Here is a 23,461-nt window from a genome sequence, read left to right as displayed (position 1 = left end):
CTAGGACCCGGCCGGCCCGCCCTTGTCCTGGGCCGCCTTCTCGGCGGCTTCCCGCTCGGCCTTCTCGGACTTCTCCAGCTCGGCCTGCCGCTTGGCCTCCTCCGCGATCTGGCGCTTCGCGGCGGTGGCGTAGATGTCCACGTACTCCTGGCCGGACAGCTTCATGATCTCGTACATGACCTCGTCGGTCACCGAGCGCAGGATGAAGCGGTCGCCCTCCATGCCGTGGTAGCGACTGAAGTCGAGCGGCTTGCCGATCCGGATGCCGGGACGCACCGAGACCTTGGGCAGCACCTTGCCGGGCGGCTGCACCTTCTCGGTGTCGATCATCGCGACGGGGATCACCGGCGCTCCGGAGGCCAGCGCCACCCGGGCCAGGCCGCCGGGCTTGCCCCGGTAGAGCCGGCCGTCGGGGGAACGGGTGCCCTCGGGGTAGATGCCGAACAGCTCACCGCGCTCCAGCACCTGGATCCCGCTGTTGATCGCGGCCTCGCCGGCGCCGCGCGCGCCGGAGCGGTCCACCGGGAGCTGGCCGACGCCCTTGAAGAAGGCGGCCGTCAGCTTCCCCTTCACGCCCGGGGACGTGAAGTACTCCGCCTTGGCGATGAAGGTGACCGGCCGGTCGAGCATCGCGGGGAGGAAGAAGGAGTCCGAGAAGGAGAGGTGGTTGCTGGCAAGGATCGCCGGCCCCTCCTTGGGGATGTTCTCAATGCCTTCCACCCAGGGGCGGAAGGCGAGCTTGAGCGGCGAACCGATCGCGAGCTTCATCGCGCCGTAGAACAACCGAGGACCTCCTGTAGCTGACGCAAAGACCTTAACGCCAGTTCGGCCCCCGGCACTCCCCGCGTCCACGCGACGGGGCTTACCGGGGGGTATCCGGGCCGCGTACGCTGAACTCCTGCCACCCTCCCCGCGGCGAACAGGAGTCCCACGGTGCCGCTCATGCCCGGAGCCGAGCCGTACAGCCACGACGGTGGCGAGACCGGTGTCCTGCTCTGTCACGGATTCACCGGCACACCGCAGTCCATGCGCCCCTGGGGCGAGTATCTGGCGGCCCGCGGCCTGACGGTGTCCGTGCCGCTGCTGCCGGGTCACGGCACCCGCTGGCAGGACATGCAGCAGACCGGCTGGCAGGACTGGTACGCCGAGGTCGACCGCGCGCTGCGCGAGTTGTCGGCCCGCTGCTCGCAGGTCTTCGTCTGCGGCATGTCGATGGGTGGCGCCCTGACACTGCGGCTCGCCGCGCTGCACGGCCACTCGATCAGCGGCATCGTCCTGGTGAATCCTTCGGTCAAGGCCGACAGCCACCAGATCAAGGCGGTTCCGGTGCTGCGCCATCTGGTGCCGTCGGTGCCGGGCATCACCAGCGACATCGCCAAGGAGGGCGGCCTGGAGGTCGGTTACGACCGGACGCCGCTGCACGCCGTGTACTCCCTCAGCCGCTTCTGGAAACTCGTCAGAGCGGGGCTGCCGCAGGTCACGCAGCCGTTGCTGCTGCTGCACAGCCGGGTGGACCATGTGGTCCACCCGTCGAACACCGCGGTCGTCCTCAGCAAGGTCTCCTCCAGCGACGTCACCGAGATCGTGCTGGAGCGGAGCTACCACGTGGCGACGCTGGACCATGACGCGGAACAGATCTTCGAGGAGTCCTACGGATTCATCCGGCGCCTGGCGCCCGCGGTGGACAAGGAGGTAACGGCCAGTGGCTGAGCGCGAGGAGGACCAGGTTCCCGACGAGACCGCTCCCGACGCCCCCGAGCCGGCCGTCGCGGACCCCGCCGACGGGGCGGCCCGTGCGCCGCTGGACGAGGACGCCGCCTGGGCCGAGCTGGTCGCGGGCTTCGACGACGAGCCCGAGCCGGGCACCGCCTCCTGGCCCGACGCCGAGAACCTCTCGCCCGCCCGGCCCGACGACCCTGCCGGCGACAGCGACCCGGACGCCGGGTCCGGCCCGCCGACCCGCAGCATCGTCGTCCACCCGGTGATCCACGGCCCGCGCGACTACACGGCCCATGAGGACGAGGACGAGGGCCACTACGTACCGCCCGAGCCCCCGCCGCTTCCGCAGGCCGATGTCACGACCAAGTTCGCCTGGCTCGCGGTCCTGGGCGGGCCGCTGCTGCTGATCGTGTTCATCCTGCTCCAGCAGGAGATCACCTGGTGGGTCATGACACTGGGCGTCGGCGGCTTCGTCGGCGGCTTCTGCACCCTCGTCACGCGGCTGCGCACGGGCGAGGACGACGACGAGCTGCCCGGTGGCGGCGCGGTCGTCTGACCAGGCCGTTTCCCGCGCGGTTCAGCCGCCGGGGATGACCGACGGGGCCGCGGCCGGGATACGGAACGCGGCCAGCAGCGGCAGGTGGTCGGTGGCGGCCAGCAGGTCCGCCGGATCGACACCGGGAAGGCCCTGCGGCACCCCGCACCCCAGCACCTCGACGCCCTGCGTCGCGAAGATCGCGTCGATGCGTTGGTAGGGGTTGTCCGGCACCGAGGTGAACTCGCTGCCCCACGGCTTGGTGGCCCAGGCGTCCTGGAGCTCCGCCGACAGCCGGCCGAACGCACGGCCGTCCGGATGATCGTTGAGATCGCCGCCCGCCACGGCATACGGCTCGCCCATTTCCGCGAGCCGTTCCAGCAGCAGCGCGGACTGTCCGTCGCGTTCCGCCGCGCTGAGGCTGAGATGGCAGCTGAGCACGGAGAGCCGGGCGCCGCCGATCCGTACGACGGCGGTGGCGAAACCACGCTGGTGCAGACCGGGGGTACGCGGCAGCAGGATGTCCTCGGTGCGCTCGACATGGGCGCGCAGCGAGGAGAGGATCATCGGTCCCGCGGCGGTGGCGCCACCGGTGACGATGACCATGTTGCACTCATGGGCGAGCCAGGCGGCGGCCTTGCGCCAGCGGAAGAAGCGCGGCGCTTCCTGCAGGAGGACGAGGTCGGGGGCGCAGGCCTGGATGACCCGGGCGAGCGCCCCCCTGTCGTCCCGCATGGAGCGGATGTTGTAACTGAGCACGCGGACCACCGCCGAGTCACCCGGCTCGGTGGTCGAGGGCGGCAGGTCCGCGAGCACGGTCGTCAGCCCTGGCGGGCCAGGTCGGCGGCGCCGACCAGTCCTGCCTTGCCGCCGAGCTGCGCGGCGAGCACCTGGGCATGCGGCCGGTACTGGCCGCCCACCAGCCAGCGGCGGAAGGACTTGCGGATCGGGTCGAGCACCAGCTCGCCCTCGTCCGAGACCCCGCCGCCGACGATGAACGCCGACGGGTCGAAGAGCGAGGCCAGGTCGGCCAGGCCCGCGCCCGCCCAGCGGGCCAGCTCACGGAACGAGTCGATCGCCACCGGGTCACCGCCCCGCGCGGCCTCGCTGATGTGCTTGCCCTCGATGGTGTCGGGGTTGCCGTCGCCGAGGGAGAGCAGCAGCTCCGCGTTCTCCGGCGTGGCCGCGGCACGCTGCTTCGCGTAGCGGACGAGAGCGCGCCCGGAGGCGTACTGCTCCCAGCAACCCTGGCTGCCGCAGCCGCACAGCAGCCCGTCCGGCACCATCCGTACGTGGCCGAACTCGCCCGCCACACCGAACCGGCCGCGGTGCAGCTTGCCGCCGATGATGATGCCGCCGCCGAGGCCGGTGCCGAGGGTGATGCACACGACGTCGTCGTGACCCTGGCCCGCACCGAACTTGTATTCGCCCCACGCCGCCGCGTTCGCGTCGTTCTCGACGATGACGGAGAGGCCGACGCGCTGCTCGACCTTGTCCTTGAGCGCTTCGTGCCGCCAGTTGATGTTCGGGGCGAAGAGCACGGTGGCACGCTTGTCGTCCACGTAGCCGGCCGCGCCGATGCCGACCGCGTCGACCTCATGGCCGGTGCTGACCGTGCGCACCGCGTCCGCGATGGCGTCCACGACTGCCTCGGGGGTCGCCGGGGTCGGCACCTTGCACGTCTCAAGAATCGAGCCGTCCTCATCGACTACGCCGGCCGCGATCTTTGTGCCGCCGATGTCGACGCCGATGGTGAGTCCCATGTGTCCCTCAGTTTTCGGTCGATCCCCGCTTCAGCCAACCGTACCGGAGGGGAGGTCAGTCGAGGTCGATGTGCTCACTGGTTGAGCCGGTGGATGAGTCGGGCGGTGTCTCGGAAGCGCGGTGTCCGGCGGCCGTGTCCTTGGCGGTCCACCGGGTCTCGTGTCCCGCGACGACCGAGCGGTACGCGGCGAGCAGCTCGACGCCGGCCGAGGACAGATGCTCGAAGACCTCGGGGTTGCGCTCGCGGATGGGCTCGACAACCGACTTGACCTGCGAGATCACCGTCTGTGCGGCGAGTGTCACCGCCGGGTTGCGGAATTCGGCGAGCTTCTCGGTCACGGCCTCGGCGAGCCGTCGCAGCTCTTCCGTGGCGCTGCCGACGCCCTGTCCTGCCTGCTCACGCCGCCTGGCGTTCTCGGCGGCGGTGTCCTCCGCGCTGGCCTTGGCCCACGCGTCGGCGTCGGGCCGGTCGGTGGTCTCGCTCATGACGGTCTCCCTCGCGGCACTCCGGGGTTGTTCTACCGAAGGTACCCGAATGGACGCACTGCGTTCAGCGCGGCCAGAGGTCGGGATCCGGCGCGAACCGGACCTCCAGGGCTCCGTCGCGCAGCGCCGCGCCGTCGACGGTGCAGCGCCGCAGGGCGGAGGGCAGCGGGAGGATCCGGCGGAAACCTTCCGCGTCGACCACGAGTTCGTCACCCCGCCGGACCAGTCCGAGACCCTCACGGGTGGCCCCGGGCAGCGGCAGCCGCCAGCGGAAACGGTCCTCGGCGCCGGGCTGGTCGGTCACGCTCCACGGATCGGCCGCGCGCCCGTCCGTCCCGTCCGGCTCCGCCCCGGGACCCGGCGGTACGGCGCCGAGCGCGCCGAGGTCGTCGGTGCCGCGCGGTTCCCGTCCCAGGTGCGGCAGTTCATGGACCGCCGTACCGGTTCCGGCCAATTCGGCCCGCAGCGCGGCGAGTTCCTTGTGCTGGACGCCGGACAGGTCGGCGAGCCAGGGGTCGGGCGAGTGGTCGGGCAGCAGCCGGTTGGCGACCACGGCCTCCAGCCGGTGCCCGAAGAGCGCCAGTCCGGTACGGGCGGTCCTGACCGCGTCGGCCGCGGCCGCGCCGGGCTCGACGACCAGCCGTACGGTCGTGCCCGCGGCCTCGATCACCGCCTGGGCGGCGGCGAGTTCACGGTCGACGCGCTCGGCGGCCTCGTACGCCCACTGGGCCGGCATCGGCACGCCCGCGAGCTGGGCGAGCACCGGGCGCAGCGCCCTGGCCGCCTGGCGCTGGACGGGGACGAGCCGCCGCAGGTAGCGGCGCAGCTGCTCGGGGAGGGCGAGGGCGGCGAGCGCCGCGGGGGTGGCCGGCAGGTCGACGACAACCACGTCCCAGCCGGCGGATCCGTCGGCCGATTCGCGCAGCGCGCGCAGCAGGGCCAGCGAGTCGGCGCCGGGGAGTTCGGTGAGTTCCTCGGGGTCCAGCGGTTCGGCGCCGAGCAGGTCCAGGAGGGAGCCGAGCCGGGACTGGACGTCGCGGGCGTCGGCCCGGAACGTCGCCTGGGTGTCTATCCGGTGGGCGCGCAGACCGGGCACGGTGGTCCGGTCCCCGTCGAGTACGGCCTCCAGTGACGTGCCACGGTCCGTGGACAGCAGCAGGGTGCGGGTACCTTGCCGGGCCGCGCTCACCGCCGTGGCGGCGGCCGCCGTGGTGCGGCCGGCTCCGCCGGGGCCGGTGACCAGGACCGTGCGCACGGCGCTCAGCTCTTGTCGGGCGGACTGTCGGGCGCGCCGGCGGGCGGACCGGATTCGACGCGCTTCTTCAGACCGGCGAGTGCGCGGTCGATGATGACCTTCTCGGCCTTGCGCTTGATCATGCCGAGCATCGGGATCTTGACGTCGACCGTCAGCTGGTAGGTGACCTCGGTGCGCGCGCCGCCGTCCAGCGGGGCGACGGCGTACGAGCCGTCCAGGGTGCGGAGCATCTGGGACTTGACCAGCGACCAGTGGACCTCGCTGTCGCCGACCCAGCGGTAGGCGAGCGTGTGGTCGTCCTTGATCGCCCCGGCGTCCAGCAGCAGCCGGACCCGCTCCGCGCGGCCCTCGGCGTCGGCGGAGAGGATCTCCGCCTCCTTCACCTCACCGGTCCACTCGGGATAGCGGGTGAAATCGGCGATGACGCCCATGACGTCGGCCGGGGCCGCCTCGATGGTGATGCTCGACTTGGTGTGTTCCGCCATCGCTGTGGCCCCTCCGGGACTTCGCGCCGTATGTCTGGGTCTGCTGGTGCAGGCTACCGCCTGCCGGTCGAACAACTGTCACCCCGGCACTCACCACTCCAGGGCCCATGGCCTGCGGGTGGCGTTGAAGTGTCCGACGTTGACGCACTCGGTCCTGCCGATCCGCATCCGCGGGACCAGCGGCTGGTGGACATGGCCGAAGAGGGCGTACTTGGGGCGGGTGGTGCGGATCGCGTCGAGCAGCGCCTCGCTGCCGCGTTCGAAGCGGCGGGCGACGGTGTCGTAGCAGAGCTCGGGAACGGCGGGCGGGATGTGCGAGCAGAGCACGTCGACCCGCCCGAGCGCCGCGACCTTCCCGGCGTACTCGGCCTCGTCGATCTCGTACGGGGTGCGCATCGCCGTCCGCAGTCCGCCGCCGACGAAGCCGAAGACCAGGCCGCCGATCTCGGCGGTGCCGCCGTCCAGGACCGTGGTGCCCTCGGTGGCGTACTCCGACCACAGCGCCGGAATGTCGACATTGCCGTAGGTGGCGTACGTCGGCGCGGGAAAGGCCGCGAAGAGTTCCGCGTACTGCTTCCGTACGGCGGTCTCGATGGCGCCGCGCCGGTCGATGCCCTCCCACAGCTCGCGGTCGAGGGCGCGGGCCTCCTCGAAGCGCTTGGCGGTCCGCAGCGCGACCATGCGCGAGGCGTTCGCCGCGCCGAAGAGGTCCGGGAAGATCCCCCGTGAGTGATCGGCGTAGTCCAGGAAGAGCACGAGGTCGCCGAGGCAGATCAAGGCGTCCGCACCGTCTCCGGCCCTGGCCAGAGCCTCCGCCGCACCGTGCACATCGCTCACCACATGGACCCGCATGGCCGTCAGCCTATCGCCGGTTACCTGCGGGTTACCGGCGCTCTGGACTACTGTTCGCGGAGCGGTTCAGCCGCACTCCTGGGTATGTGATGCATAAAACATCTGTACTGCACCCCTATCGCGAAAGCTTTACCGGTGGGTAACGTCCAGGCCGTCCAACTATCCCTCCGGGTGCGCCGTCGCGCCGATGAGGAGCACCAGCCTTGCGTGAGTTCAGCCTTCCGGCCCTTTACGAGGTCCCCGCGGACGGCAACCTGACGGATCTGATCCGCCGCAACGCCGCTCAGCACCCAGCTGTTCCGGTGATCGCCCGCAAGAACGCGGGCGGCGAATGGCAGGACGTCACCGCCACCGACTTCTTCTCCGAGGTCAGAGCCGTCGCCAAGGGACTGATCGCATCCGGCGTGCAGCCTGGCGACCGGGTCGCCCTGATGTCGCCCACCCGGTACGAGTGGACGCTCTTCGACTTCGCGATCTGGAGCGCCGGCGCGGTCGCCGTGCCCGTGTACGAGACGTCCTCGGCCGAACAGGTCGAGTGGATCCTCGGAGACTCGGGCGCGGTGGCCTGCATCGTCGAGTCCGGTACCCACGAGGCCGCCGTCGCCTCGGTGCACGACCGGCTCCCCGAGCTCAAGCACATCTGGCGGATCGACGCCGGTGCCGTGGAACACCTGGTGTCCGTCGGCGCCGACATCTCCGAGAAGGTGGTGGACGAGCGGGGAGCGACCGCCGTCGCGGACTCCCCCGCCACGATCGTGTACACCTCCGGGACCACCGGCCGCCCCAAGGGCTGTGTGCTGAGCCACCGGGCCTTCTTCGCCGAGTGCGGCAATGTGGTGGAACGCCTCGCCCCGCTGTTCAGGACCGGCGAGTCCTCGGTGCTGCTGTTCCTGCCGCTCGCGCACGTCTTCGGCCGGCTGGTCGAGGTGGCGGCCGTGATGGCGCCGATCAAGCTCGGGCACGTCAGCGACATCAAGCACCTCACCGACGAACTGGCCGCGTTCCGGCCGACGATGATCCTGGGCGTGCCCCGGGTCTTCGAGAAGGTGTACAACTCGGCGCGGGCCAAGGCGCAGGCCGACGGCAAGGGCAAGATCTTCGACAAGGCCGCGGACACCGCGATCACCTACAGCCGGGCGCTGGACTCCGCCGGCGGCCCGTCGGTCGGCCTGAAGTTCAAGCACAAGGTCTTCGACCGGCTGGTCTACAGCAAGCTGCGCGCCGTCCTCGGCGGCCGCGCCACGCACGCCATCTCCGGCGGCGCGCCGCTGGGCGAGCGGCTCGGGCACTTCTACCGGGGCATCGGCTTCACCGTCCTGGAGGGCTACGGCCTCACCGAGTCCTGTGCGGCCACCGCGTTCAACCCCTGGGACCGTACGAAGATCGGCACGGTCGGCCAGCCGCTGCCCGGTTCGACGGTGCGGATCGCCGACGACGGCGAGGTGCTGCTGCATGGCGAGCACCTGTTCTCCGGCTACTGGAACAACCAGACGGCCACCGCCGACGCGGTCTCCGACGGCTGGTTCCACACCGGTGACCTGGGCACGGTCGACGAGGACGGCTATCTGTCCATCACCGGCCGCAAGAAGGAGATCATCGTCACGGCCGGCGGCAAGAACGTCGCCCCCGCCGTGATCGAGGACCGGATCCGGGCCGACGCGCTGATCGCCGAGTGCATGGTCGTCGGTGACGGCAAGCCGTTCATCGCCGCCCTCGTCACCCTGGACGAGGAGTTCCTGCCCCGCTGGGCGGAACAGCACGGCAAGGCCGGCCGCAGCGTGGCCGAACTGGCCGAGGACCCGGAGCTGCTGGCCGCCGTGCAGCACGCGGTGGACCAGGGCAACGCGGCCGTCTCCAAGGCCGAGTCGGTGCGCAAGTTCCAGATCCTGCCGAACCAGTTCACCGAGGAGTCCGGCCATGTGACGCCGTCGCTGAAACTGAAGCGCAACGTCGTCATGAAGGACTTCGCGGGCGAGATCGAGGCGCTCTACCAGCACTGAGCGCACGCACGGAAAACGGCTCCCCCGGACCTCTTCCAGGGGAGCCGTTGCGCGTCAAGTGCCCTTTACAGCAATGACTTCAGACGTTCCGCCAGCAGATCCCAGCGCCACGCCTCCTCGACCCAGCGCCGGCCGCGCTCGCCCATCCGCCGGCGCAGCTCCGGGTCGCCCAGCAGGGTGACGATCCGGTCCGCCGCCTGCGCGGGCGAACCTCCGGGCACCACCCAACCGGTCTCGCCGTCCAGCACCGCGTCCGGGGCGCCGCCCGAATCGCCCGCCACCACCGGCAGTCCGGTCGCCGAGGCCTCCAGGTAGACGATTCCCAGGCCTTCGACGTCCAGCCCGCCGCGGCGGGTCCTGCACGGCATCGCGAAGACGTCGCCCGCGCCGTAGTGGGCGGGCAGCTCCTCCCAGGGCACCGGTCCGGTGAAGCGCACGGAGTCGGTGACGCCGGTCCGCGCCGAGAGTTCGGCCAGGTCCTTGGCGTACGGTCCGCCGCCGACCACCAGCAGCACCGCGTCCGGCACGGCGGCCAGGATCCGCGGCATCGCCAGGATCAGCGTGTCCTGTCCCTTGCGCGGCACCAGCCGCGAGACGCACACCACCACCGGCCGGTCCGCGAGCCCGAGCCGGGCCCTTACCGCGGCGCCGCCCGAGGCCGGGTGGAAGGTCTTCTCGTCGACACCGGGCGGCAGTTGCACCATCCGCGCCGCCGCGGCGGGCGTGAGCGCCTTCGCGATCCGCGACCGCGTGTACTCGCCCAGGTACGTGATGGTGTCGGTGCCCTCGCCGATCCGGCGCAGCAGCTGCCGGCTGGCGGGCAGTTGGGCCCAGCCCGCTTCGTGGCCGTGCGTGGTGGCGACCAGCCTGCGCGCGCCCGCCCGGCGCAGCGCGGGGGCCATCAGCCCCAGCGGCGCCGCCGCTCCGAACCACACCGACGAGCAGCCGTGCTCGCGCAGCAGCCCGGCCGCGCGCCGGGTCACGCCGGGGGTGGGCAGCAGCATCGTCGTGCGGTCGCGGATGACCGGGAACGGCTGTTCGGCGTCGAAGCGCTCGACCTCGCCGCCGTCCGGCCCTTTCCACGTCGAGGCGTACACGACCACCTGTCCGGGATCCAGCCGCAGCGCCATGCTGTGCACGAAGGCCTGGATGCCGCCGGGCCGGGGCGGGAAGTCATTGGTGACGATCAAGGTCTTGTCCATCGCCGCCGAGAGTAGCCGACCGGTGCCGGTCCCTGCCGGTCCGCACCGGTCCCCGCCCCTGGGTGTCAGGAACGGACTTCCGGTTCCTTGACGGGCACGCTGTCGTCGCCCGGCACCCGCGCGCCGGGTACCGGGCGGCCGGGGTCGGTCCGGTGCAGCAGGACGACGCCGTCCTTCGCCCACAGCACGGTGTAGCCGTTGTCGAGCAGCAGCAGCACGCGGTCGCGCTGGTCGTCCACCGTCGTGAAGGGGAACATCTTCCGCACCGTCTGGAGCAGCACGTACTCGGCGTCGCGCGGGGTCTCGTCCGCGATGACGACCTGGGCGCGGCGGGTCAGCCGGGGCGCCGCGTTGTTGTCGGCCTCGACAGTGGCCCCCGCCGGCACCAGGCGCACGCCCTCGGCGAGCGCCCGTTCCGAGGGGCTGGGCGTCCAGGCGGCCGGCAGCAGCAGATTGCCCAGACCGCACACGACCGAGATCAGCAGTGAACAGGCCACCGCCACCGGCGTCCAGCGAGCGACCGGCCGCCCGGTGTGTCTGCGGTGCAGCCGGGCCGCCGTCTCCACCGCGGCCACCAGCAGGACCGGCCACAGGAAGGCGTCGTAGTGGTGGGTGGTCGCCCAGTGGCTGGGGTTGTCGGAGAAGAGCCGCTCGGCGAGCAGCGGGACCGCGCACCAGAAGGTGGCGGACCCGAGCGGCAGCAGGAGCAGCGGCCCCAGCAGCCACAGCAGGAGAACCGGTTTCGCCGAGTGGTCGACGGTCACCGCGAAGGCCGCGATCGGATCGGTCAGGAAGCGCAGCGCCGCGGACCCCATGTCCGGGCCGAGGGCGCTGTAGTTCCAGTAGTAGCCGGGCACCCCGCCCATCGCCGGTATCAGCACCCGGATCGCGAGCAGCGCCGCCACCGGCCCCAGCACGAACAGCGTGAGCCCGGTACGCACCGCCGGCCGGTCCCCGTCCCGGCGGCCGCGGCCGATGAGGACGGCCCCGTACGCCGCCGCGAGCAGCCCCAGGTCCTCCTTGGTGCAGCACAGCAGGACGGCGCAGACCAGCACCGCGCCGTAGCGCCGGGCCAGCCCGCGCTCCAGCATCAGCAGGGTCAGCGGGACGGCGAAGGCGACCTCGTGGAAGCCGACCCCCGAAGCGCGCAGCAGCGGCCAGCCCAGCCCGTGGACCAGGCAGCTCAGGTCGGCGGCCCTGCGGACGGTGGCCTGCGGCGCCTCGGCGAAGCAGTGCCCCGCGATCCGCCGCACGACCGGCACGCCGGCCGCGAAGAGCGCCGCCTGGGCGCCGATCAGCATGCGGGGGTCGTCCCACACCCAGTACAGCGGGGCGAGGAGGGCGAGGACCGGCGAGAAGTGGTCACCCAGCAGGGAGAAGCCGGGCGGGAACTCGTGGTGGTAGTTCTTGATGGGCGAGCGCGGCAGCTGGAAGTGGGAGTACGCGCGGACCGCCTGGTCGAATATCCCCAGGTCGAACCCGCCGATCCGGACGGTCGCCCACTGCTGCAGCCCCACGGCCAGCACGGCGGCGAAGCAGAGCACGGTCAGGGCGACCGTGCGTATTCGGTCCTGCTGCCGCGCGATCGGCGCGGCTGCCGCGCTCTCGCGCGCGGACTGCGATGCGACGAGCTGTGCCACCGTTCGACGCCCTCCCTCGTGAACGAGCCTTCACCCTACTGGGCGCCGCCGCCGCGTCGTGGGCTCCCTCCGGTCACTCCGGCCGCATGACGCACCGGTGAGCACCGCACAGGTCAGCAGGAAGCCCGTCGTCCTCGTGTGGGCGCTGACCCGCGGTGCGCTGCTGCTGTGCGTCTTCCACGTCGTCGCCCTGCCGGGCCCGGATGTCACGACCGATGTGTCCGTGATCTACCAGGGCTGGTACCAGATCCTGCGCACCGGCACCTTCCCGCTGGACGACGTGACCTGGCAGTATCCGCCGGCCGCCGCCCTCGTCGTGCTCTCCCCCGCGCTGCTGCCGTTCCTGGGCTACGCGGCGGAGTTCTTCTGCCTCGTGTGCGCCGCCGACGCCGCGGTGTTCGCGGCCCTGCTGCGGGCCGGCCGGGGCCCCGGCCGGCGGCTCACCGAGGCCTGGGTCTGGGGGATCCGCTCCCCCGTCAGCGCACCGCCGGAATCCGCACCCCCGCGCTCACCTCCCGTTGACGTCCCCACCGCCCGGGGCGCGTGGCACTACCGCGCCGCCGCGATCCGTTCGGCAGACGTCGGATGCGTACCGAACAGCGCATGCAGCACCCGCGGCGGCTCCGGATCCGCGATGTTCGCCACCGCCAGCCGGCGCTGCATCGCGATGAACCCCGCCGGATCCCCCGTCAGCCGCAGCGCGTGCGCGTCGGCCCGGCGTTCCACCCGGCGGCTCAGCGCACATCCGAACGGCCCCGCCAGCGTCGACCCCACCGCGGCCACCGCCGCGAGCAGCATCATCGAGCGCGGGTCGGAGAAGCGGGACACGCCCGCGGCGTCGAGGAGCGGCTGCCGGCTCACCACCGCCGCCAGCACGCACACCCCGGCCGCCGCCCCCAGCGCGCCGAGCACCGTCCCCCGCGCCACATCCCGGTGCTTCACATGGCCCAGCTCGTGCGCCACGACCAGCTCGACCTCGCGCGGCTCGGCGGTCGTCAGGAGCGTGTCGTAGGCGACGATCCGCCGCGTCCGGCCGAAGCCGGAGACGTACGCGTTGAGCGCGGTGGTGCGCCGGGAGGCGTCGGCGACGAGGACATCGCGTACGGCGATCCCGTCGCGCGCCGCGAGGGCGAGGAGCGCGTCGCGCAGCGGACCCGGTTCCATCCGGGCGAAGCGGTTGAAGAGCGGTTCGAACACGACGGGGGCCAGCCACGAGAGGGCGACGGTGACGGCGGCCGCACCGAGCGCCGTCCAGATCCACCACCGGGAGGTGGTCCCGGCGAGCGCGTAGACGGCGAAGAGCGCACCCAGCGCGAGCGGTACGGAGACGAGCAGCCCGCGCAGCACATCCACCGCCCAGCCGCCCCACCCCTGGGTGACCAGCCCGAACCGGGCCCGTACGATCCGCACCCGGGCGGCGAAGGGCAGCGCGACGAGCTGTCGCAGCAGCACCAGGGCGAGCCCGCCGCCGACGATCCGCGCGGCCCAGGAGTCGCCGAAGAGACCGACGAGGCCGGCGCCGGCCGGGGTCAGCCCGAGGACGAGAAGGAGCAGGAGGGAGGCCAGCCGGCCGGCGAGGGCGGGCGGCCACTGCCCGCGCCGCAGCGCCCGTCCCCGCGCGATCTCCTCAGGGGTGAAGTCCGCCTCCGGCACCCCGTCACCGTCACTGCTCCCACCGGTCGTCATGCCAACTCCCGCTGTACATAGGCGCGCCAGCGCGCGGTGAAGTCGTCGAGGCCGGTCCCGAGGACGGCCCGTAGGTGCGTGTCGAGGGGGCCGCCGGTGCCGGCGGCCCGGTACAGCTCGGTGAGTTTCGCGTCGCCCCAGTCGGCGGCGATCAGCCGGCAGGCGAGCCACGCTCCCTCGTACGCCTGCGCCAGACCGCCGGCCGTCGTCCCGAAGCCGGCGTCGGACGGCAGGTTCCGCGGGGCTCTGCCCGCGGCCACGTCGCGGCTCAGTTCGGGCGCGTCCTGGCGGGCGGTGCGGCCGCTGCCGCGGTAGCCGACCCAGTCGGCGAACCCCTCGGTGAGCCACAGCGGGGTGGTCGCGGTGGTGGCGGCGCGGGTCGCGACATGGGTCGTCTCGTGGGTGAGCACGACCTGGCGGCCGAACGCGGAAAGCTCCCCGAACGCCTCGGGGTTGATGATCACGCGGTCGGCCGGCGCCCCGGAGGATCCGCCGAGTTCGCCGGTGGTGACGGCGGCGATGCCACGGTAGGTGTCGGGGGCCCCGTGCAGCAGCGCGGCCATCCGCGCCAGCGAGGACGGCGCTTCGACGACGACGCGGCCGCTCCAGCCGTTCCCCCAGGCCCGCCCCACCGCGGGCACCGCACGGTCGGCGGCGTCGGCGTAGGTCCGCAGCGCCGCGGGCCCGTCCGTCCCGAGCACGAGGCTGTGCGCTCCGCGCACCACCCGCACCGGGCCCTGGTCCCACAACTGCTGGGCGTCGTGCCGGTCCCCGGCGACGTACCAGCGGCCGCCGCGCCGGACGAACGTCAGATCGGCGTCCGAGGTGACCGCCGAGGTGTCGTACCCGGTCAGCCGGTAGCCGACCTGGACCCGCGCCAGAGCCCGGTCACTGCCGCCACCACCGGCGTCGGCACCGACACCCGTCACCCGGTACGACCACGAGTCGAGCGGCACCTGCGCCAGGTTCCGGAACACCTGCCGCTGCCGGTCCCGGAATCCCGGGTCGACGTCCGCGAGGAACGCCGTCTCGTCGTGGTGCAGCAGCGCCGCCGCATGCCGGTCGAGCACCGACTGGACGGCGGGAACGCCCGGGCCCGCGGGGACGACGGCAGCACCGCTCCCGCCACCGCCGCACCCGGTGAGCAGCGCCGGCAGGGTCAGCACGACGAGAACCACCGCGCGCCACAGCGCGGCGGTCCCGGGTCGCGTGCGCGCTGCCGCCATACGCCCGATCGTACGGGCGCCGCCCCGTGGCCCGGGTCAGGGCCGGGTGGCCGACGGGCAGGTCAGGGCCGGGTGACCGCGGAGATCGGCATCATGTTGACCGGGTCGTAGCGCACCCGCGCGCCCGGGTACGGGGCGTGCACCACCCGGCCGCCGCCGACGTACATCCCCACATGGCTCGCGTTGTCCCGGTAGATCACCAGGTCGCCGGGGCGGGCCTGGTCGAGCGGGACCTGGTGGCCGGCGTGCTTCTGCTCCTGCGAGGTCCGCGGCAGCGACACCCCGGCCTTCCGGTAGGAGTACTGCATGAGGCCGGAACAGTCGAAGGACGACGGGCCCGTGCTGCCCCACACATAGGGCGAGCCGATCGCCGCCCGCGCGGCGGCCACGGCCATCGCGGCGCGGGACGAGGAGGCCGGCAGATCCGGCATGTCGGGTACGGAACGGCTGGAGCGCGACGTCCGGTCGTCCAGGCCGCGGACGAATCCGGCGCGCTGCGCGGCCGGCATCTGGTTGAGGAGCCGTTGCGCCGCGCCGAGTTTGCCCTGCACGCTGCGCTTGCGGTCCTTCATCGTGGACCTGGCGCGTTCCAGGTCGGCCAGCTTGGCCGCCGCCATCGAACGCTTCTGCTCCAGCGAGCGCTGTGCTTCCTGCAGTTGCGCCAGATCGGCGGCCTGGTGGTTGCTGATCCGCTCCAGCGCCTCGGCCCGGTCGAGATAGCTGTCGGGATCGGAGGAGAGCATGAGGGCCATCGTCGGGTCGATGCCGCCGCTGCGGTACTGGGCCCCGGCGATCGCGCCGAGGTCGTCCCGCATCCGGTTGACCCGCTCCTGGCCCCGGGCGGCCTGGTCCTGGAGGGAGGCCACCTCGTGCCGCAGCCGGGTGGCGCGCTCCTGCGCCGCGTTGTACTGCTCGGTGGCCTGTTCGGCCTGCTGGTAGAGCCGTCCCACCCGGGACGACGTGTCGGTCGCGGGACCCGCCGGGTCGGCGGCCGCGACCTGGGCCGCCGCGCCTCCGGAGAGCGCCGCCGCGGCGGCCGCCGCGGAGAGCACGGTGACGCGGGAGGTGCGGGTGAAGCCGGGTTGCGGGGACCGCCGATGTGTTGCCACGGCTGAGACAGTAGTCAGACCATCACGCTGAGTTCAAAGACCGCGCGGCCGTGACGGGCGGGCGGCCTTCTCGATGCCCAGGTCACTGCCGCTCGGCCGTCAGCGGTCACCCTCCGATATCACTCGAATGAACCACGCCGCCGGCCGGAGGAGACATGATTCCGGCCGGGCGGGAGAGTGCCGGGAGAACGAACCGGATCAGATCCGTACGCCGAACTGGAACGGCATGTTGCCGATCGCCTCGTAGCGCACGTACGCACCCGGCTTGGGAGCGTGCAGCACCATGCCGTTGCCGGCGTAGAAGCCGACGTGGTGGCGGTCGCCGAAGAAGATGACCAGGTCGCCGGGGGCCAGCTGGCTCATCGTCAGGTGGGTGCCGTAGTTGGCCTGGTCCTGGGACATCCGGGGGATGTTGACACCCGCCTGCGCGTAGGACCACATGGTGAGGCCGGAGCAGTCGAAGGTGTTGGGACCCGTCTTCGCCCACTCGTACGGCATGCCGATCCTGGTCTTCGCGGCGGCGAGCGCGGCGGCGGCACGCTGCGAGGGCGCGGGAACGTCGCCCAGGTTGGGCCGCTCGTTGCTGCGGCTCGCGCGGGCGTCCTGGTCCGCGATGGCCGCACGCTGCTGCGCGGTCAGCGAGTTGAGCACCTTCTGGGCCGCGGCGAGCTTGCTCTGGGCCGCGTTCTTCTGCTTGCCGAGTTCGGTGCGGGCGCTCTCCAGCGAGGCCATCTTGGTGGTGGCCTCGGCGCGCTGCTGGTCCAGGGTGCGCTTGACTTCCTGGATCTGCTTGAGCGACTCGGCCTGCTGGGCGCTCACCTGGTCCATCATGGATGCCTGGGACAGGTAGGTGTCCGGGTCCGCCGACAGGAAGAGCTGGAGCGTCGGGTCGATGCCGCCGGTGCGGTACTGGGCACTGGCCATCGCGCCGAGGCCGTCGCGCAGGGTGTTGAGCGTGCCCTGTTCGCGCGCCACCCGGTCCTGGAGGTCGCCGACCTCCTTCTGCAGCTTGCCCTGCTGCTCCTTGGCCCCGTTGTACTTCTCGGTGGCCTGCTCCGCCTCGTCGTACAACTTGTCGACCTGGGACTTGACGTCCTTGATGTCGGGCTTGGCGGGGGCGGCGTTCGCGGCCTGGGAAGTGAGGGCGACGGCTGCGGCAGCGGTAGCGGTGAGTACGGTCACCCGCATGCGGCTTGTCGGCTTGGGACGACGGTGGGACGCCACGAAGGCGAGCTCCTTCTTCCTTCAGCCGCCTACCCGGTTGGTCGGCGGTCCCCCCTGCGCCCGGTCGTTCGGCCGCTGGACCCACGGTTTTCGTGGTGCGGCTTGATCGACGGCGCGGAGGTTCGAGCCCCGACCATAGTGACCTTCCTGTGATCGGTTCAAATCCTTGTAGGTAAAACTTCGATCGCGACACGTTTTCTTTACGAAGATCGAACGTGCAGTAGTGTTCATCTGACGCTGAGTTGATCGCAGATGCGCATAAGGGACACCGGAGTGCGAGGCACACCGGTAAGGGAGCGGACCGGAGTTCAGCCGCGCGCGAGCCGCCTGAGGAGCAGCGTCGAAGCGACGGGCCGCGCACCGGCCTTGGCGACGCCGTCGGCGACCTCACGGTCCGCGGAGACCACCACGACGACCCGCCCCGGCGGTTCCGCCCGGACCAGGCGGCGGATCAACTCGTCGGCGGTCTCGCCCGCCTTGCTGAACATCACCCGCACCCCGCGCGGCGGCGCCAGCAGCACCGGGGCGTCCAGATCGGCCCCGTCGAAGACACAGGTGACCTCGGCGCCGCTCTGCGCCGCCAGCACCGCGAGGCCGCCGAGCAGCCGCAGCCGCTGCTTCTCCAACGGCAGGGACGGATAACCCGTCTTGGTGACGTTGTAGCCGTCGATCACCAGGTGCGCCTGCGGGAGGGCCAGCAACTGGTCGAGCAGGGCCGGGTCGTTCTCGGACAGGGCGCGCTGCGCGATGTCCTTGGGGCTGATCGTGCCGGGCGCGACCGCTTCGACGGTGTCGGCCGGCCGGACGCCCATGGTGTCGCGCGGTGGCAGCGCCAGCTCGCGGCGCAGCCCGGTGGCCGCGTCCAGCACGGTGTCCAGCAACAGCCGCAGCCGTACGCCCTCGGCGCTGCGGCCCTCGCGCACGGACCTGCGGCCCGCCTCCAGAGCGGCCTCGGCCTCGGTGACGCGGGTCCTGAGCCGGCGTGCCTCGTTCTCGGCGGCGGCCTTGTCCGCGGCGGCCGCGGCCCGGACCTCCTCCAGCTCGGTCTCCACCTTGCGCAGCGCCGCCTCGGCACGCTTCATGTCGCTGACCGCGCTGCGCAGCCTGCGCTGCGTCGTGTCGATCTCCCTGCGGGCAGCCTCCAGCTCGCCGCGGCCGCGGGCGGCCTCGTCACGGGCCTGCAGCTGGAAATCGGCCAGCTCGTCCCTGAGCTGCTGCAGTTCGCGGGTGGTCTCGCCGTCGGCCCGTTCGGCCAGCGCGCGCTGCGCCTCCTCGCCGGCGGTCGCGACGATCTTGGCCCAGCCGGCCGGGCGCAGCAGATAGGCGGCGGCGGCCACGTCGAGCGGGTCCGCGGCGGGCGGCGGGGTGCCCGCCTCCAGCGCCTCGGCCAGCTCCGGCTGGGACTCACGCAGCCGGGCGGCGATCTTCTGCCGGAAGGCGGGATCGGTCTCCAGGGCGGTGGCCAGCGCGGTCGCCGCGAACTTGGCGCGCCGCGACGGGGTGAACCGGGCATAGGGCCGCAGCGGGGACGGCAGTTCGGCGAGGGTGAGGCCGCCGAAGGCATCAGCGGCTATCGTCACGACCCGGTGCCGCACGCCTTCGGGCAGCGGTCGGTCCAGGGCCGGCTCGGCCGCCTCGTCGGCGCCCCTGCTCTCGGCCTGCGGGTGCCCGCCGGTCCCATCCACCAGTCACTCCCGTCCAGTGCTGTCGGCGCCTCCCCGGCCCCCTTCGATCCCTCCGGCCGCCGCCGTACAAGTCCATTGTCGCCGTACAGGGTCAACCCTGCGTCGAATCCGCTTCCGCTTCGACACCGGCGTCGGCGCCGCCCTCGGCTCCCGCACTGGGCCGGTCGACCAACTCGACCTGGTCGGCCGCGTTGCACCAGCGGCAGCGCACCGACTCCACGGTCTCGCTGAGCACCTCGGTCTCCTCGACCTTCGCCTCACCGGCGAGGTCCAGGTGGACGTACTCCACGACCTTCGTCGATCGCGTGACATCGAACCGGGTCAGATTGCCGCACAGCGTGCAGCGCCACCGGGTCGTCGCGGTCGGCAGGGGAACCGGCATCGGGCGGACACCTCTTTCGGGACTTTCGGGTCGGCACGTGGCGTACGCGCGCGTTCCGGTTACCCTACGGCCTCCACGGCGGGCGGCGCTGCGGCGAGGCGCCCCCTGACCGATACGCCTGTTCCGTCATGATCGATACATGGTCATCCCGGTCTACGACAAGAACCCGGTCCGCCGCACTCCCGTGGTGACGTACGCCTTGATCGCCCTGTGCGTGGTCGTGTTCCTGCTGGGTCCGATCTCGGGGTTCAACCCCTCCTACGGCACGGGTGACCAGCTCCAGTGCGCCCAGGCGGTGTATTTCGACCGCTGGGGAGTCATCCCCGCCGAACTGTTCCACGGGCAGCTGCCGCTGGACCGGCTGGGGCTGCCCGCCGGCTGCCCGGCCCCGCACACGTTCACCAAAATGACATTTCCGTCGGTGCTCACCGCGATGTTCGTCCATGGAAGTTGGCTGCATCTGATCGGCAACATGCTGTTTTTGTACGTCTTCGGCGACAACGTCGAGAGCCGCATGGGCCGCTTCCGCTATCTGCTGTTCTTTCTGGCCGCCGGATACCTCGCCACGTACGGCTTCGCGCTCGCCAGCGCCGACTCGACGCAGACCCTGGTCGGCGCCTCCGGCGCCATCTCCGGGGCGCTCGGGGCGTATCTCTACCTCTATCCCAAGGCGCGGGTGACGAGCCTGTTCCCGTTCCTCTTCTTCGTCCCGCTGCGCTTCCCGGCCTGGATGGTCCTCGGCTTCTGGTTCGCGCTGCAGTGGCTGGCCGCCCAGACCAGCCAGTCGGGTCCCGGGGTCGCCTATCTGGCCCACGTGGTGGGCTTTGTCTTCGGCTTCCTGGCCGCCGTGGTGTGCTTCCGCCGAAGCCCTAAGCTGGAGACCGCAGCCAGGGCGACCCAAGGAGACCTACAGCCGTGATCACCGCGATCGTGCTCATCAAGACCAGCGTCGACCGGATCCCCGAGATCGCCGAGGCGATCGCCGCCCTGGACAGCGTCAGCGAGGTCTATTCGGTCACCGGGACGTACGACCTGGTCGCCATGGTCCGGGTCTCCCGGCACGACGACCTCGCGGACATCATCCCGGGCCGGATCAGCAAGATCCCCGGCGTCGAGGCCACCGACACGCATGTCGCGTTCCGCACGTACTCCCAGCACGACCTGGAGGCGGCCTTCGCGATCGGCCTCGAAGGCTGACGCGGCCGGCCGCCGCCCGGCGTATCCGGCCGCTCAGTCGCGGGCGGGCACGCAGCGGCCGTCCTCGGTGCGGTAGTTCCACTTGGCGCCGTCCCTGACGAGTTCCGTGACGGCGCCCAGGAAGCGGTCCACGTGCTCGTCCGGCGTGCCCGCCCCGAAGCTCACACGGATCGCGTTGAGCGACTTCTCCCCCGGCTCGGTCTCCGGGGATCCGCACTCGCCCGGCTCGGTCGGCTCGCTGCCCAGCAGGGTGCGGACCAGCGGGTGGGCGCAGAAGAGGCCGTCGCGCACCCCGATGCCGTACTCGGCGGACAGCGCGGCGGCGAAGTGCGAGCTGTTCCAGCCGTCCACGACGAACGAGATGACACCGACCCGGGGCGCGTCGTCGCCGAACAGCGACAGCACCCGGACCTCCGGCACCCCGGCCAGTCCGGCGCGGACCCGGGTGACCAGGCCCTGCTCCCGCTCCACGAGCGAGTCGAAGCCCGCCTCGGTCAGCGCCCGGCAGGCCGAGGCGATCGAGTACACGCCGATGACGTTCGGCGATCCGGCCTCGTGCCGGGCCGCGGTGGTGTGCCACTCGACGTCCACCCCGCCGTCGGCACGCCGCGCGACCTTGCGGCTCGCGCCGCCGCCCGCCAGGTACGGCTCGGCCTCCTGCAGCCAGTCCGCCCGGCCGGCCAGCACGCCGGAGCCGAACGGGGCGTAGAGCTTGTGCCCGGAGAACGCCACCCAGTCCACGTCCAGCTCCGCGATGTCCACCGGGTGGTGCGGGGCGAGCTGCGCGGCGTCCAGCACGATGCGGGCGCCGTGCGCGTGCGCCGCGTCGGCCAGCTCACGGACCGGCCACAGCTCACCGGTGACGTTCGAGGCGCCGGTCACGCACACGAGCGCGGGGCCGTAGGGGTCGCGCTGCGCGAGCGCCGCCTCCAGCGAGGCGACGGCCTGCTCGGGGGTGCGGGGCGCGGTCAGGTACGTGACGCGCGCGTCCCGCCACGGCAGCAGCGACGCGTGGTGCTCGGTCTCGAAGACGAAGACCTGGGTGCCGGCCGGGAGCACCGAGGCCAGCAGGTTCAGCGAGTCGGTGGTCGACCGGGTGAAGACCACCTGGTCGCCCTCCCGGCAGCCCAGGAAGTCGGCCACCGTCGCCCTGCTCTGCTCGAACAGGTCGGTGGAGAGCTGCGACAGGTAACCGGCCCCGCGGTGCACGCTGCCGTAGTAGGGCGCGTACGCGGCCACGTCGTCCCAGACCCGCTGCAGCGCGGGCGCGCTGGCCGCGTAGTCCAGGGCCGCGTAGGTGACCTCGCCGCCGGTCACCAGCGGGACCCGGACGTCACGGCCGAGCACTTCGAGGGGAGCGGTGGCCACGGAACCAGGGGTGCAGGTGGAAACGGGGTGCACGGACATGACGGAGCTCCTCAGGGACCTGGACCCCGGAAGCAGTCGCGAAGGGGCCCGCGCTTGCCGTAGACACCTCGCCTACGGCCCGGTCATCACCTGGGGCACCCCGCCACGGACGGAGGGTTGCCGGACAGCAAGCCAGGGCCAAATCGCTGTCACTCGTGACCTGACGAGAAGTATGCCAGCTGTCCTGCCGACGGCAAGCGGCATTCCGCGATACGGACGGTCCTCCGGACGGGCTCGAGGGAAGCCCGCCGTCAGGACGGGCAGGCCTCGTCCCCGTCCGGGAGCGCGGAGAGCCCCCGGACCGGGGAGCGGACAGGGATCCGCCGGACGGGGTGCTGGGGCCTGTCCGGCTGGGCAATGGGCAGTCCAGACGCCGTCCGCCGCAGGGGGTCTCCCCGCCCGAAGGCGGGGGAAGCCTCGTCAGGGCTCCCTCCGGCCGAAGGCCGGGAAAGAGCCGTTCCTCATCCGCCGGAAGGGCGTTACGCGTTGCTCGCCGCGACCCAGCGGTCCAGCGCGATTCTGGCCGCGCCCGAGTCGATGGCCTCGGCGGCGCGGTTGATGCCGTCGGCGATCTGGACCTCCAGGGTGGCGGATCCGGGGTCGAGGGCGACCAGGGCGGCGGCCGAGTTGAGCAGGACCGCGTCGCGGACCGGACCGCGCTCGCCCGCCAGCAGCCGGCGGGCCACCTCGGCGTTGTAGGCGGCGTCCGCGCCGCGCAGGGCCTCGACGGGGACCAGCGGGATCCCGACGTCACGGGGGTCGAACGCGACCTGGTCGACCTTGCCGTCCCGGACCACCCACACCTGGGAGGTCGCGGTGGTGGTCAGCTCGTCCAGCCCGTCGTCGCCGCGGAAGACCAGCGCGGAGGAGCCGCGCTCGGCCAGCACACCCGCCATGATCGGCGCCATCCGGGCGTCGGCGACCCCGGTGGCCTGGGCGCGGACCCGGGCCGGGTTGGTGAGCGGGCCGAGGAAGTTGAACGTGGTCTGGGCGCCGAGCTCCCTGCGGGCCTTGGCCGCGTACCGCAGCGCGGGGTGGAACTTCACCGCGAAACAGAACGTGATGCCCGCTTCCTCGGCGACCTCCACGACCCGCTGCGGGGTGAGCTCCAGATTGACCCCGAGCCGCTCCAGCACGTCGGACGAGCCGCTCTGGGACGACGCGGCGCGGTTGCCGTGCTTGACGACCTTGGCGCCGGTGCCCGCCACGACGATCGCCGACATGGTGGAGATGTTCACCGTCCTGGCGAGGTCACCGCCGGTGCCGACGATGTCCACCGTCCGGCCCGGCACCTCGATGATGTTGGCGTGCGCGTACATCGCCCGGACCAGGCCCGACATCTCGTCGACGGTCTCGCCCTTGGAACGCAGCGCGATGGCGAAGCCGGCGATCTGCACGTCGGTCGCCTCGCCGGTCATGATCTGGTCCATCGCCCAGGCGGTGTCGTCGGCCGTCAGGTCATGGCCGCGCAGCAGCTGGTTCAGTACGCCCGGCCATGAGTGGTTCGCCGAGCTGTCGCCGCCTGCCGGGGTCACAACGCTCATGGTCCACACTCCTGGTGGTCGGGTCGATACTGCGTGCCCAAGCCTATCGGGGGCGGGGCACGG

22 protein-coding genes, 1 pseudogene and 1 riboswitch are annotated in these 23,461 nt (G+C 72.1%); of the genes and pseudogenes, 6 read left to right on the top strand and 17 right to left on the bottom strand.

Annotated elements, in window-relative coordinates; genetic code table 11:
• Positions 1 to 783 carry a lysophospholipid acyltransferase family protein gene (locus tag C6N31_RS04355; RefSeq protein WP_138356177.1) on the bottom strand — a complete coding sequence of 261 codons (783 nt, stop codon included), beginning with the start codon at positions 781 to 783 and terminating at the stop codon, positions 1 to 3.
• Positions 784 to 933: 150 nt separating this feature from the next.
• Here C6N31_RS04355 and C6N31_RS04350 point away from each other — a divergent pair, with 150 nt between their 5' ends.
• Positions 934 to 1,710: an alpha/beta hydrolase gene (locus tag C6N31_RS04350; protein ID WP_138356178.1), complete on the top strand. Its 777-nt coding sequence runs from the start codon at positions 934 to 936 to the stop codon at positions 1,708 to 1,710.
• The gene (locus tag C6N31_RS04345; protein ID WP_381588503.1) at positions 1,703 to 2,275 is read left to right on the top strand and encodes a hypothetical protein; all 573 of its coding nucleotides are present in this window, start codon (positions 1,703 to 1,705) and stop codon (positions 2,273 to 2,275) included. The genes C6N31_RS04350 and C6N31_RS04345 overlap by 8 nt, the downstream gene beginning before the upstream one ends.
• Positions 2,276 to 2,296: 21 nt before the next feature.
• Here the strand turns inward: C6N31_RS04345 and C6N31_RS04340 are convergent, their stop codons facing one another.
• From C6N31_RS04340 to C6N31_RS04315, 6 genes are all read right to left on the bottom strand, one after another.
• Entirely contained in the window at positions 2,297 to 3,070 is a 774-nt protein-coding gene (locus C6N31_RS04340; protein ID WP_381588506.1) for an endonuclease/exonuclease/phosphatase family protein, read from the bottom strand.
• Between the two features lie 5 nt (positions 3,071 to 3,075).
• On the bottom strand, positions 3,076 to 4,017 hold the full coding sequence (locus tag C6N31_RS04335; protein ID WP_138356180.1) for an ROK family glucokinase: 942 nt from the start codon (positions 4,015 to 4,017) through the stop codon (positions 3,076 to 3,078).
• Positions 4,018 to 4,072: 55 nt separating this feature from the next.
• Positions 4,073 to 4,504 (bottom strand): DUF5304 domain-containing protein, encoded by a 432-nt coding sequence (locus C6N31_RS04330; protein WP_164296244.1) that lies wholly within the window; start codon positions 4,502 to 4,504, stop codon positions 4,073 to 4,075.
• 64 nt (positions 4,505 to 4,568) lie between these two features.
• Complete coding sequence (locus C6N31_RS04325; RefSeq protein WP_138356181.1) at positions 4,569 to 5,759, bottom strand: ArsA family ATPase; 1,191 nt, start codon at positions 5,757 to 5,759, stop codon at positions 4,569 to 4,571.
• 5 nt (positions 5,760 to 5,764) lie between these two features.
• Positions 5,765 to 6,244, bottom strand: a complete 480-nt coding sequence (locus C6N31_RS04320) for an SRPBCC family protein (protein ID WP_138356182.1) — start codon at positions 6,242 to 6,244, stop codon at positions 5,765 to 5,767.
• A 90-nt stretch (positions 6,245 to 6,334) separates the two neighbouring features.
• On the bottom strand, positions 6,335 to 7,096 hold the full coding sequence (locus tag C6N31_RS04315; RefSeq protein ID WP_138356183.1) for a metallophosphoesterase family protein: 762 nt from the start codon (positions 7,094 to 7,096) through the stop codon (positions 6,335 to 6,337).
• A gap of 203 nt (positions 7,097 to 7,299) precedes the next feature.
• Between C6N31_RS04315 and C6N31_RS04310 the strand changes: the two genes are divergently transcribed.
• Positions 7,300 to 9,096: an AMP-dependent synthetase/ligase gene (locus C6N31_RS04310; RefSeq protein WP_164608067.1), complete on the top strand. Its 1,797-nt coding sequence runs from the start codon at positions 7,300 to 7,302 to the stop codon at positions 9,094 to 9,096.
• A gap of 65 nt (positions 9,097 to 9,161) precedes the next feature.
• On the opposite strand, the gene C6N31_RS04305 is transcribed toward C6N31_RS04310, so the two are convergent.
• Entirely contained in the window at positions 9,162 to 10,298 is a 1,137-nt protein-coding gene (locus C6N31_RS04305) for a glycosyltransferase family 4 protein (RefSeq protein WP_138356185.1), read from the bottom strand.
• A 65-nt stretch (positions 10,299 to 10,363) separates the two neighbouring features.
• Positions 10,364 to 11,938 carry a DUF2079 domain-containing protein gene (locus C6N31_RS04300; RefSeq protein ID WP_244809137.1) on the bottom strand — a complete coding sequence of 525 codons (1,575 nt, stop codon included), beginning with the start codon at positions 11,936 to 11,938 and terminating at the stop codon, positions 10,364 to 10,366.
• A 97-nt stretch (positions 11,939 to 12,035) separates the two neighbouring features.
• On the opposite strand from C6N31_RS04300, the pseudogene C6N31_RS43575 reads away from it, so the two are divergent.
• Positions 12,036 to 12,425 (top strand): annotated as a pseudogene (locus C6N31_RS43575) (hypothetical protein); the annotation flags it as partial.
• Between the two features lie 62 nt (positions 12,426 to 12,487).
• Here C6N31_RS43575 and C6N31_RS04295 read toward each other — a convergent pair.
• From C6N31_RS04295 to C6N31_RS04270, 6 genes are all read right to left on the bottom strand, one after another.
• Positions 12,488 to 13,624, bottom strand: coding sequence for a M48 family metallopeptidase (locus tag C6N31_RS04295; protein ID WP_198357149.1), 1,137 nt, complete (start codon positions 13,622 to 13,624; stop codon positions 12,488 to 12,490).
• Positions 13,621 to 14,850, bottom strand: a complete 1,230-nt coding sequence (locus C6N31_RS04290) for a hypothetical protein (protein WP_138356186.1) — start codon at positions 14,848 to 14,850, stop codon at positions 13,621 to 13,623. The genes C6N31_RS04295 and C6N31_RS04290 overlap by 4 nt, the downstream gene beginning before the upstream one ends.
• A 62-nt stretch (positions 14,851 to 14,912) precedes the next feature.
• On the bottom strand, positions 14,913 to 15,959 hold the full coding sequence (locus C6N31_RS04285; RefSeq protein WP_138356187.1) for a C40 family peptidase: 1,047 nt from the start codon (positions 15,957 to 15,959) through the stop codon (positions 14,913 to 14,915).
• A gap of 198 nt (positions 15,960 to 16,157) precedes the next feature.
• Positions 16,158 to 17,183 carry a C40 family peptidase gene (locus tag C6N31_RS04280; RefSeq protein ID WP_138356188.1) on the bottom strand — a complete coding sequence of 342 codons (1,026 nt, stop codon included), beginning with the start codon at positions 17,181 to 17,183 and terminating at the stop codon, positions 16,158 to 16,160.
• A gap of 308 nt (positions 17,184 to 17,491) precedes the next feature.
• Positions 17,492 to 18,868, bottom strand: a complete 1,377-nt coding sequence (locus tag C6N31_RS04275; protein ID WP_198357148.1) for an NYN domain-containing protein — start codon at positions 18,866 to 18,868, stop codon at positions 17,492 to 17,494.
• Between the two features lie 91 nt (positions 18,869 to 18,959).
• Positions 18,960 to 19,250 (bottom strand): hypothetical protein, encoded by a 291-nt coding sequence (locus C6N31_RS04270; RefSeq protein ID WP_138356190.1) that lies wholly within the window; start codon positions 19,248 to 19,250, stop codon positions 18,960 to 18,962.
• 139 nt (positions 19,251 to 19,389) lie between these two features.
• On the opposite strand from C6N31_RS04270, the gene C6N31_RS04265 reads away from it, so the two are divergent.
• Together C6N31_RS04265 and C6N31_RS04260 are read left to right on the top strand one after the other, a co-directional pair.
• On the top strand, positions 19,390 to 20,169 hold the full coding sequence (locus C6N31_RS04265) for a rhomboid family intramembrane serine protease (RefSeq protein ID WP_138356191.1): 780 nt from the start codon (positions 19,390 to 19,392) through the stop codon (positions 20,167 to 20,169).
• A complete protein-coding gene (locus tag C6N31_RS04260) occupies positions 20,166 to 20,447 on the top strand; it encodes an Lrp/AsnC family transcriptional regulator (protein ID WP_138356192.1) in 282 nt (93 codons plus the stop codon). Before C6N31_RS04265 ends, C6N31_RS04260 begins: the two co-directional genes overlap by 4 nt.
• A gap of 33 nt (positions 20,448 to 20,480) precedes the next feature.
• Here C6N31_RS04260 and C6N31_RS04255 read toward each other — a convergent pair whose 3' ends face one another.
• Together C6N31_RS04255 and trpD are read right to left on the bottom strand one after the other, a co-directional pair.
• Positions 20,481 to 21,854, bottom strand: a complete 1,374-nt coding sequence (locus tag C6N31_RS04255; RefSeq protein WP_164296231.1) for an aminotransferase class V-fold PLP-dependent enzyme — start codon at positions 21,852 to 21,854, stop codon at positions 20,481 to 20,483.
• A 45-nt stretch (positions 21,855 to 21,899) separates the two neighbouring features.
• A riboswitch (SAM riboswitch) is annotated at positions 21,900 to 22,015 on the bottom strand.
• A 318-nt stretch (positions 22,016 to 22,333) separates the two neighbouring features.
• Positions 22,334 to 23,398: an anthranilate phosphoribosyltransferase gene (trpD, locus tag C6N31_RS04250; RefSeq protein ID WP_138356194.1), complete on the bottom strand. Its 1,065-nt coding sequence runs from the start codon at positions 23,396 to 23,398 to the stop codon at positions 22,334 to 22,336.
• Positions 23,399 to 23,461 lie beyond the last annotated feature (63 nt).

Origin of the sequence: Streptomyces fildesensis (genome assembly GCF_016107395.1) — a bacterium.
GTDB classification, from domain to species: Bacteria; Actinomycetota; Actinomycetes; order Streptomycetales; family Streptomycetaceae; genus Actinacidiphila; species Actinacidiphila fildesensis.
The sequence above is the reverse complement of the archived record's forward strand: the minus strand, read 5'-3'. Positions and strand labels throughout refer to the sequence as shown.

Coding starts and splice junctions, on each gene's coding strand:
- C6N31_RS04270 (WP_138356190.1), bottom strand. CDS start 19,250: ATGCCGGTTCCCCTGCCGACCGCGACGACCCGGTGGCGCTGCACGCTG.
- trpD (WP_138356194.1), bottom strand. CDS start 23,398: ATGAGCGTTGTGACCCCGGCAGGCGGCGACAGCTCGGCGAACCACTCA.
- C6N31_RS04290 (WP_138356186.1), bottom strand. CDS start 14,850: ATGGCGGCAGCGCGCACGCGACCCGGGACCGCCGCGCTGTGGCGCGCG.
- C6N31_RS04255 (WP_164296231.1), bottom strand. CDS start 21,854: ATGTCCGTGCACCCCGTTTCCACCTGCACCCCTGGTTCCGTGGCCACC.
- C6N31_RS04265 (WP_138356191.1), top strand. CDS start 19,390: ATGGTCATCCCGGTCTACGACAAGAACCCGGTCCGCCGCACTCCCGTG.
- C6N31_RS04330 (WP_164296244.1), bottom strand. CDS start 4,504: ATGAGCGAGACCACCGACCGGCCCGACGCCGACGCGTGGGCCAAGGCC.
- C6N31_RS04295 (WP_198357149.1), bottom strand. CDS start 13,624: ATGACGACCGGTGGGAGCAGTGACGGTGACGGGGTGCCGGAGGCGGAC.
- C6N31_RS04305 (WP_138356185.1), bottom strand. CDS start 10,298: ATGGACAAGACCTTGATCGTCACCAATGACTTCCCGCCCCGGCCCGGC.
- C6N31_RS04315 (WP_138356183.1), bottom strand. CDS start 7,096: ATGCGGGTCCATGTGGTGAGCGATGTGCACGGTGCGGCGGAGGCTCTG.
- C6N31_RS04320 (WP_138356182.1), bottom strand. CDS start 6,244: ATGGCGGAACACACCAAGTCGAGCATCACCATCGAGGCGGCCCCGGCC.
- C6N31_RS04335 (WP_138356180.1), bottom strand. CDS start 4,017: ATGGGACTCACCATCGGCGTCGACATCGGCGGCACAAAGATCGCGGCC.